This is a genomic window from Protofrankia sp. CiP1_Cm_nod3, assembly GCF_982290655.1.
In genome coordinates this window covers 1,516-10,822 of record NZ_CEVIVD010000135.1, presented here as the reverse complement: position 1 = coordinate 10,822, position 9,307 = coordinate 1,516, and the positions used below count along the sequence as shown (strand labels likewise).

The window sequence follows — 9,307 nt, the reverse complement described above, 5'->3', positions numbered from 1 at the left end:
GGACGCCGTCCATCTCGACCGATCACAGCCTGGTGATGATCGAGGCGAGCAGTGCGCCCATGCGTCCGGCCGCCTCGGCGCCGGCGGCCAGCACGTCGGTGTGGTCGATCGGCTCGTCGGTCATGCCGGCGGCCAGGTTGGTCACCAGGGACAGCGCCAGCACCTCGGCGCCCTCGGCCCGCGCAGTGATCGTCTCGTGCACGGTCGACATGCCGACCAGGTCGGCGCCGAGCGTCCGCAGCATCCGGATCTCGGCCGGGGTCTCGAAGTGCGGCCCGGGCAGCGCCGCGTAGACCCCTTCGGTGAGGGCCGGGTCGGCGGCTCGCGCCAGCGCGCGTAGCCGCGGGGAGTAGGCGTCGGTGAGGTCGACGAACTGCGGCCCGATCAGGGGTGAACGGCCGGTGAGGTTCAGATGGTCGGAGATCAGTACGGGCTGGCCGACAGTGTGGTCCTCGCGCAGCCCGCCGGCGGCGTTGGTGAGCACCACGGTGGACACACCCGCGGCACAGGCTGTGCGGACACCATGGGCGACGACCCGGGGGTGATAGCCCTCGTAGGCGTGGACCCGGCCGAGGAACAGCAGAAGATGACGTCCACCGAGGGCAACCGAGCGCACCGTCCCGGCGTGGCCGGGGGCACTCGGCGGCGGAAAACCGGCGAGTTCGGCGACGGCCACCTCGCCGGTCACTGTGCCGGTCGCGGCCAGCACGTCCGCGGCGGGCAGCCATCCACTGCCGAGCACGATGGCGATGTCGTGCCGTCCGACACCTGTGATCTCGGCCAGCCGCGCCGCGGCAGCCGTCGCCTCCGCAGCGGCCTGCGCACCCGGCCCAGTAGCCGTCTGCACGGCAATGGTGTCCCGCATGTGGTGACTCTAGCTTCGGTCCCGCCCCGGCGTGTTCCGCTCCGTTGCTGCGCTGGCCTGCTGCGCTGGCCTGCTGCCCTGACGGTGACTTGCTGTTCTGACTCGCTCCGCAGCCCTGATCCGCCGCTCTGATTCGCAAGCCGCCCGGTTTACCCATATTTGGGGTGATATCGAAGGCATCCGAGGTACTGACCCTCCACGGCCTGGCCCCTCGCTCATCCCACGGCACCACCACCCATACGGTCGAATCAGTAGACGGAAACTGTCATCGCTCGGAGCCCTGAAAATATTATGTAGAGGAATAATTCGCGGCATCGGATAGCGCCTTCTGCGGCTATCTCGCTGCGCCTGTCTCGATCGGCTCGGGCCTCCGGGTCATCCGGCCCCTTGATGCTGCTGAATATTCGGTGTCTGAGCGTCCGGCGTCGAGACTGTCGAGAATGCCATGGCCATTATGATCATCGAGAGGTGCCATAGCCGGGGTCGCTGCCCACGTGGATGCCACAGGCGGGTGGTAGGACGCCTCTGGAAAGCGGCGGTGAAGCGATCTCAGAAGGGTGGTGAGCCGAGATCCAGAACGCTGTCCCGTCTGGTTCTGTCCGTGTCCGGACCGTGGGCGCCGGCCCTTTTTCTCACGCCGTGGGTACCTCCCCCGCTGTACGTGTCCGTCCCCGGGGCTCCTGGAGCTGCTGATGCGCTCGTTCTCGATATTCCTGCTGTGGAGGCATCCGTTCCCGTGTTGCGCGTTCTGGGAATGTCTGCTCGCGGGGATCCTGCTTGCGAGACGGGGTCGTTGTCTGACCTCCGAGTTATGAGCCCGGCGGGCTCGACGTCCCAGGGTTCGGGGATGCTGGGGTAGACCCGTCCGGTCGGGCTGGTCCACATCGCGGTGTCACCGTCGGTGCGTTGAACCGTCCAGCCGCCCTCGTGTTTGGCCCTGTGGTGGCGCCGGCACAAGGTCAGTAGATTCTCTTCGCTGGTGGGTCCGCCGGCGCTGTGCGGCTGGATGTGGTCGAGGTCGCAGAACTGGGCAGGTTTCCGGCAGCCCGGGAAACGGCAGGTCCGCTGCCGCGTGCGCAGCAGCCGGGCGAGGCCGGGTGCGGGGAAGCGGCGGCCGACCTCGATCGGCCGGTCGCCCTGGGCGGGGTCGGTGAAGATCCGCCGCCAGGTCGCCTCCCGGGCGAGCTCCCGGACGGTTTCTGCGGGGATCGGCCCGTAGCCGGCGAGTTCCCCGGGGGTGTCGCTGACCGCGGCGAGGGTCGCGGCGGAGACGAGTATCCCGACCTCCACGGACACCTCAGCTCCCCGGTCGCGGCCGAGGAGCAGGTCGACGAGGGCGTCGGCGCGGCGGGCGTCCATGCTGGGGCGTTCGTCCGGGCCGGTGTGGGGGATGGTCATGCCAGGGGGCTCGTCCGGGTCGGCGACCGCGCGGGCGAGGGCATCGAGGCGCTGGTAGGCGGCTTGGGCGTCGAGGGCGGGCAGCAACGCCCACAGTTCGGCCATCCCGTCCTCGGCCGGACGAAGCTGCACCTCCCGACCTTTGCGGGCGTGGGCGTGCCGTCGCCGCGCGCCGTCCGGGTCGGCGCTGAGAACGGCCCGGCGCAACGCCTGACGGAACAGGCTGGGACTGCCCCGCCCACCCCGGGCCAGCACCTTCCGCTCGACCGCGGCGGCTTTGTCTGCGGACAGGGCGGCGGTTGTCTCGGCGACCGCGCGGACCCGACCCAGATCGATCGCCCCGGTCTCCAGCGCGGCCAGGGTGGCCGGCAGCCGGTCGACGACGGTGACCGCAAGCTCCACGCTGGCCGCGGCAGCGGCCGGGGACAGGGTGAGTTCGGCGGCGATCTCCTCCGCGGCCCACCCCGGCCCGGCCGGGTTCCCCTCCCCGGGCGGGGTGGGCCGCAACGCGGCGAGACGGGCCTGGGCACGCAGCATGACCGCCTCCAGCCCGGCGATCCGCCGCCGCACCGCGGCCATCAGGGACAGGCAGCCGTCCGAGTCACAGGAGGCCACCACCGGCAGACGGCCGGCCATGTCACAGCCCGCCAGCGCTGGCGGGCCACCGCACTCGGCGCGGCCCGTCGGCGCTGGCGGCGGGGCCGGAACCGCCGTGCCAGCCGGGGCTGGGTCGCCCACCCTGGTATCGAACATATGTACGAGTATAGTCGCTTATATGGACATTTTCACCCCTGACGACGATCGCTCTCCCGGCCCTCCGCACAGGCGCAGGACGCAGACCGCATACGAGAGGCATCCATAATGATCTATAAAGTCCGGTTGCGCCGGGCCGGTGCCTGGTGGCCGACGGTTGGTCATGATCGTGCGTCAGCGGCCCGGGGGGCCGGCGGCGGGGCGGAAGTCGTGGTCCGGATGGTCCCGGGTGGCTGGGCCACCCGGGACCCGGGGCCAGTCCCAGGCCACCCCGTAGTGGAGCCCGCGGGAAAGCTCGACGAAGTCCTTGCGGACGTATCCGAGGCTGCTCGGCACAAGCCAGTGCTCCTCGTCGTCCGGATGCAGCCGGGCCTCCGGGCCGAGCACGCCGCTGAAATACCAGACGCGGACGGGTGGTACCGTCGGGTCGAACTGGAGCTGTACCGTGTATCGGCTGTTCTGCTGCTCTTTCGGTGTGTAGTTCAGGACCGGTGTCATCTCGCGGTCGGTGTGTATGCGCAGCCGGTACACAAAGGAAACGCGGTCGCCGGGGGAAAGCGCCGCCGAGAACTCGAGCTCGGTCACCTCGTACCCGTTCGGGATGAAGGTGGAGCGCCGGACCGCGCAGTTCGCCAGCGCTTCGACGGAGATCACCTCGGGTCGCGGGTCGCTGTGATAGCGGGTGGTCGCCACGTAGTGGTCGATCCCGTCGTCGAGGGCGACCAGGGACCGGAATATCAGCACTTCCGTCGGGATCCGGCCGGAAAGTCGTACCAGCAGCTCGGCCCGGTCAAGGAGAAACCGCGGCCGGCTGGCGTCGAGGAGGCCCGGCGCACCGCTGCCGGCCAGGTAGTCCTGCCAGCCGGCACCGGCGCTGAGCTCCGCGACCCGCTGCCTGAGCAGGAGCGCGGCCTCGACGGTCCCCCGGTAGAACCATTCCCGTACGGTTCGCTCGTGTCGGCCCCGGCGGCGGGCGAGTGCGTCGATCCGGGCCGTCAGGGACGGCTCACCCGGATTCTCGCCGTCAATGTTGAAACCGATCTGGGCACCGGTCCGCAGTTTTTCCTGGGGGATGGCGTGACAGCACTCGACTATGATGTTCTGTAATGCGGCGGCGCGTTGGTCGTCCGACCATTCTCCAGGTGCCGGGGGCAGCAGCCGTACCAGAGGCGAGCTCCTGAGTTTCTCGACGTTCAAACCCGGTCCCGCCGAGAGCGCGACAAGCTCCGCCCTGATCGTCTCGACGGTCAACTGGGTTATGGTGTCGCCGGTCATGGGCAGCCCCGTTCCCGTCCTGGAAACAACCGATCGGACTCCCGGCGGGTCGCGCCGGCCGGGTAGCGTGAACCCGCGCGGCCGCGCGTCGGTTCCGCCGGTGGTGGCGTGCGCCGTGGAGTCTTTCCATCAACGGTAGACGTAATCGTGGGCGCATGTGTGTTTTCCTGGCTGACATCGATAAAAATAATCGCTTTTGCCTGCTTTGTGGCTGGGTCCGGGCGGCTGCCGCGGGGCGTGGCCACCCGGTCGCCCTCGGCCGGCGAGGCCGCCTCGGGGCGACGGGAGCGGCGAGGCGGGTCCCTGAAGCCGACGGCTCCCTCGCTGTGGTCATCTGGCCGCGGTCACCTCCGGTCTGCCGGTCCTCGCCGGGCGCGGGCTGGCGCGTCGGGAGTGATCCGGAGTGGTTCAGCCGTGCTCCTTGCCGCTTCGTCGGCCATCTCGTGGTCCATCCCGTCGGCGATCCCGTCAGGCCGTTGCCGTGACGGCGGTGAACCCGGCGTGAGAATCGCGCATGAGTGGGCCGGGTTTCCCTACGATCTGGCCATGAGCGAGCGTCTGTCGGAGTCCGGCCAGCCGATCAAGCCGGTTTACAGTGCATCCGATCTGCCCGCGGGCCTGACGGAGCGCCTGGGTTCACCCGGTGAGTATCCGTTCACCCGGGGCGTCTACCCGACCATGTACACCGGCAAGCCGTGGACAATGCGGCAGTACGCCGGTTTCGGCACCGCCAGGGAGTCCAACGAGCGGTATCACTCGCTTGTCGCCGCGGGCACCGGCGGGCTTTCGGTCGCGTTCGACCTGCCCACCCAGATGGGTTATGACTCCGACGACCCGATCGCTCACGGCGAGGTCGGGAAGGTCGGGGTGGCGATCGACTCGATCGAGGACATGCGGGTGCTCTTCGCCGGCATCCCGCTGGACAAGGTCTCCACGTCGATGACCATCAACGCGCCGGCGTCCGTCCTGCTGCTGCTATACCAGCTGGTCGCCGAGGAGCAGGGCGTCCCCGGCTCGAAGATCACCGGAACCATTCAGAACGACGTCCTCAAGGAATACATCGCCCGCGGTACCTACATCTATCCGCCCGCGCCGTCCCTGCGGCTGATCGCCGACACGTTTGCGTACTGCCGCAACGAGATCCCCCGGTGGAACACGATCTCGATTTCCGGCTACCACATGGCCGAGGCCGGGGCCACCCCCGCGCAGGAGATCGCTTTCACCCTCGCCAACGGCATCGCCTACGTCCGGGCCGCCGTCGAGGCGGGGCTCGCCGTGGACGAGTTCGCCCCCCGGCTGTCCTTCTTCTTCGTCTCCCGCACGACCCTGCTGGAGGAGGTGGCGAAATTCCGCGCCGCCCGCCGGATCTGGGCGGACGTGATGAAGAACACCTTCGGCGCGACGAACCCCAAGTCGATGATGCTGCGCTTCCACACCCAGACCGCGGGCGTACAGCTCACCGCGCAGCAGCCCGAGGTCAACCTGGTCCGGGTCGCGGTACAGGGCCTCGCCGCCGTGCTGGGCGGCACCCAGAGCCTGCACACGAACTCCTACGACGAGGCCATCGCCCTGCCGACGGTCAAGGCCGCGACCCTGGCGCTGCGTACCCAGCAGGTGCTCGCCTACGAGACGGACATCACCGCCACCGTCGACCCGTTCGCCGGCTCCTACGCGGTCGAGGCCCTCACCGACGATGTCGAGCAGGCCGCCCGCGAGCTCATGGAGCAGGTCGAGAAGCGCGGCGGAGCCGTCGCCGCGATCGAGCAGGGCTACCAGAAGAGCGAGATCGAGAACTCCGCCTACGCGGTCATGCAGGGCATCGAGGACGGTTCACGCACCGTGGTCGGCGTCAACCGCTTCCGTGCCGAGCAGGAGGAGCAGTACGACCCGCTGCGGGTCGACCCGGCGATCGAGGCCGACCAGTCGGCCCGGCTGGCCACCCTGCGCGCCGACCGCGACAACGCCGAGGTGACCCGCCATCTGGACGCGGTGAAGGCCGCCGCGCAGGGCACCGACAACGTCCTCTACCCACTGAAGGAGGCGCTGCGCGCCCGGGCCACGGTCGGCGAGGTCTGCCACGCCCTGCGCTCGGTCTGGGGGATCTACCACCCTGCCGACGCCTTCTGACCTCGCCGGGCGTGGGCGGAACCCCGGCGGCGTTTCTCGTCACCTTGCGTACCCTCCGGGTACGCGGCGGCTCCTCGACCTTGCCGGGCTTGCGCCCACATCCCGGCGACCAGGCGTGGGCGAAACCCCGGCGGCCTTGTGACAGCGGCCTTGTGATACCTACCGGGCTGTTAGGTATCACAAGGCTGCGTCGGTGATAGGTAAGTATCACAACGCCAGCCGGCGTCGGCGGCCCTGCCGGGGCGACCGGCCCAGGGGTGCTACCGGGCGGACGTGTCCGGTTCTCCCTCGATCGTCCGTAGGATGCCGTCCGCGATGAACAGGCGGTTGCGGGCTCGCCCGGGCACCTCGGTGAGGATTCCGCTCTCGACCAGCTTCGCGACGTTCAGACTGGCGGAACGGTGCGTCACGTCGAGAATGCGCCGTGCCCGGCTGACGGTCAGCGCCGGTATGTCGAACAGCGCGTCCACCAGCGCCGCCAGCAGCCCGGACGAGCGCGCGGTGCTGACCCGGGCGCGGTAGTCGTTCCGCAGGTTGTGCAGCGCGGTGGAACGCCGCACCGCGTCCCGGGCCTGTTCGGCGACCCCGCGGAGGAAGAACTCCACCCATCCTGCCCACTCCCCGTGCGTGGAGACCCGCAGCAGATGGGCGTAGTACTCGTCGCGCCGCGGTTCGATCCAGGCCGAGATGTCCAGCATGGGCGTGTCGAGCAGTCCCCATTCAGCCAGCAGCAGGACGACCAGGAGTCGGCCGACCCGCCCGTTGCCGTCGAGGAACGGGTGGATGGCCTCGAACTGGTAGTGCGCGCATGCGATCGTGACCAGTGGTGGCAGGTCGTGGTCGGTGTGCAGGTGCTTCTCGAACAGGTCCAGGCACTCCCACAGCCGTTCCGGGGGAGGCGGGACGTAGGTGGCGGTGTCGAGGGTGCAGCCGGGCGCCCCGATCCAGTTCTGGCTCCGCCGGACGTCACCCGGGGTCGCGTAGTCTCCGCGGACGCCACTGAGCAGGATGGCGTGCGCCTCCCGCAGCAACGGGACGCTCAGCGGAAGCCGACGGTCGGGGTCGAGTGTGTGCTCGACCGCGGCCATGTAGTTGAACACCTCCCGGACGTCCGCGCCGTCGCTCCGGGCCGGCTGCTCCGCCTCGAAGAGCACCAGGTCGGAGACGGATGCCTGGGTGCCTTCGATCCGGCTGGACAGCACGGCCTCCCGGCGGACCAGCGCCCGGGCCAGCAGCCGCGGGTTGGGCAGCGTCCGGCCGGCGCCGGCGAGTTCCCCCAGCGCGCGGTCGGCGTCCGAGAGCAGCCTGATCAGGGATCGGTCGAGGTCGAGAGCAGGGGGCAGCGGCGGCGGGACGAAGGCGAGGTAACCGCGTTCGGCCCGGACGATGTGGCGCTGCTGGCCGGTGGCGAAGGCCTCGCGTCGCACTGATACTTACCTACCATCCGGAAGTCCTTGTGATACCTACAGGCCTGTTTGGTATCACAAGGCTACGCCAGTGGTCAGTAAGTATCACGGCGCGAGAGCCATTGTGATTCCCAAGGGGCCGTTTGGTATCACAAGGATCCGCCAGCGGTCGGTAAGTACCACAACGCCGAGCCGAGCTCGGCCCGGGCCGAGCGGCGGTTGGTGTTCGTCCGGGCGGGCATCAGGGGCGGCGTCGCGTGGACGTCGGAGACGCTCCCGCGCGGACGGTGTTCGGGGTGGAAGGCTGGACGGTATGCGTATACATCCAGCGCGGAAGGCCCGCCCGCCGGAGGTTCCGCTGGAGCCGGGGGAGTTCACCGAGGTCGTGCTCCGGGGCCGGCTCACCGACCCCGCCGGCCCGGGCGCGTTCACCGCGCGGGCCGAACGGTTCATCGGGCACCGCCTCGGGGCGTCCCGCTGGATTCTGCTCACCACCCGCCGGCTGCTGGTCGTCGCGCCTTTTCCCCGGCCCGGCGGCTACTTCGACGTCGCCTTCGACCGGCGGGTGGTGTCGGCGTCGCAGGGGCGCAAGCACGGTGATCTGATCGTCATCCCCCTGGCCACCCCCGCCGGCCCCCAGATGCTGCGCGTCCCGGCATCCATCCGCCCCGAAGCCACCCGCTTCATCCGTGCCCTGCGCTTGCGTTAGCGCCGATTCTCACGCAGTTGTTGGACACCCCCATCGATCATGTGTACTCGAAGCGGGCGGCACCGCTGGTCGGCAACCGGCTGCTGAGCCTGGCCGGCTCGGCCAAGGAGGTGCGGCGTTTCACGTTCGACCTGACCGACAGCCGGCTGGACTACACCGCCGGCGACACCCTGGGGGTCTGGCCGACGAACTGCCCCGATCTGGTCGACGAGTGGCTCGCCGCCACCGGCCTGGACCCCCACACCGTCGTCGACGTGGGCGAGCCGATGCCGCTGGTCGAGGCGCTGCGTCACCGGCTGGACATCACCACCGTCCGACCGGACCTGCTGCGTTTCGTCGCCGAACGCACCCGCGACGCCCGGCTGCGCACCCTGCTGCGCCCCGACAACAAGCTCGAACTGACGAAGTGGATGTGGGGCCGCCAGGCCGGCGACGTCCTCGCCGAACACCCGGTGCGGGCCGGCGTCACCGACTGGCTGGCGGTGCTCGGACGGTTGCAGCCCAGGATGTACTCGATCTCCTCCTCGCCGCTGCTGGAGCCGGCGGCGGTGAGCCTGACCGTCTCCGTCGTCCGTTTCGTGGGCAGCCGTGGCCGCCCCCGCAAGGGCGTGTGCTCCACCTACCTCGCCGACGCGGCCCCCGGCCACCCGGTGCCGGTGTTCCTGCGACGCTCGCCGCACTTCCGCCTGCCCGCCGACGACGACGCACCGGCTGTCATGATCGGCCCCGGTACCGGCATCGCGCCGTTCCTGGGCTTCCTCCAGGAGCGCCAGG

General features: G+C 69.8%; 7 protein-coding genes. 3 read left to right on the top strand and 4 right to left on the bottom strand.

All coding sequences use genetic code 11. The features are described 5' to 3' along the window. Positions 1-22: 22 nt before the first annotated feature. From AC5LUJ_RS19700 to AC5LUJ_RS19690, 3 genes are all read right to left on the bottom strand, one after another. Positions 23-865 (bottom strand): purine-nucleoside phosphorylase, encoded by an 843-nt coding sequence (locus AC5LUJ_RS19700; RefSeq protein ID WP_250284557.1) that lies wholly within the window; start codon positions 863-865, stop codon positions 23-25. A gap of 549 nt (positions 866-1,414) precedes the next feature. Continuing rightward, positions 1,415-2,899 (bottom strand): HNH endonuclease signature motif containing protein, encoded by a 1,485-nt coding sequence (locus tag AC5LUJ_RS19695; RefSeq protein ID WP_493465477.1) that lies wholly within the window; start codon positions 2,897-2,899, stop codon positions 1,415-1,417. A 291-nt stretch (positions 2,900-3,190) separates the two neighbouring features. After that, positions 3,191-4,291, bottom strand: a complete 1,101-nt coding sequence (locus tag AC5LUJ_RS19690) for a hypothetical protein (RefSeq protein WP_250284555.1) — start codon at positions 4,289-4,291, stop codon at positions 3,191-3,193. Positions 4,292-4,837: 546 nt separating this feature from the next. Here AC5LUJ_RS19690 and AC5LUJ_RS19685 point away from each other — a divergent pair. Then, positions 4,838-6,418, top strand: coding sequence for an acyl-CoA mutase large subunit family protein (locus AC5LUJ_RS19685; protein ID WP_250284554.1), 1,581 nt, complete (start codon positions 4,838-4,840; stop codon positions 6,416-6,418). Positions 6,419-6,678: 260 nt separating this feature from the next. Here AC5LUJ_RS19685 and AC5LUJ_RS19680 read toward each other — a convergent pair whose 3' ends face one another. Next, positions 6,679-7,845: a Fic family protein gene (locus AC5LUJ_RS19680; RefSeq protein WP_250284553.1), complete on the bottom strand. Its 1,167-nt coding sequence runs from the start codon at positions 7,843-7,845 to the stop codon at positions 6,679-6,681. Between the two features lie 292 nt (positions 7,846-8,137). On the opposite strand from AC5LUJ_RS19680, the gene AC5LUJ_RS19675 reads away from it, so the two are divergent. Continuing rightward, positions 8,138-8,533: a hypothetical protein gene (locus AC5LUJ_RS19675; RefSeq protein WP_250284552.1), complete on the top strand. Its 396-nt coding sequence runs from the start codon at positions 8,138-8,140 to the stop codon at positions 8,531-8,533. Positions 8,534-8,550: 17 nt separating this feature from the next. Next, positions 8,551-9,307 (top strand): flavodoxin domain-containing protein (locus tag AC5LUJ_RS19670; protein WP_493465476.1); only part of this gene is annotated, 757 nt, incomplete at its 3' end.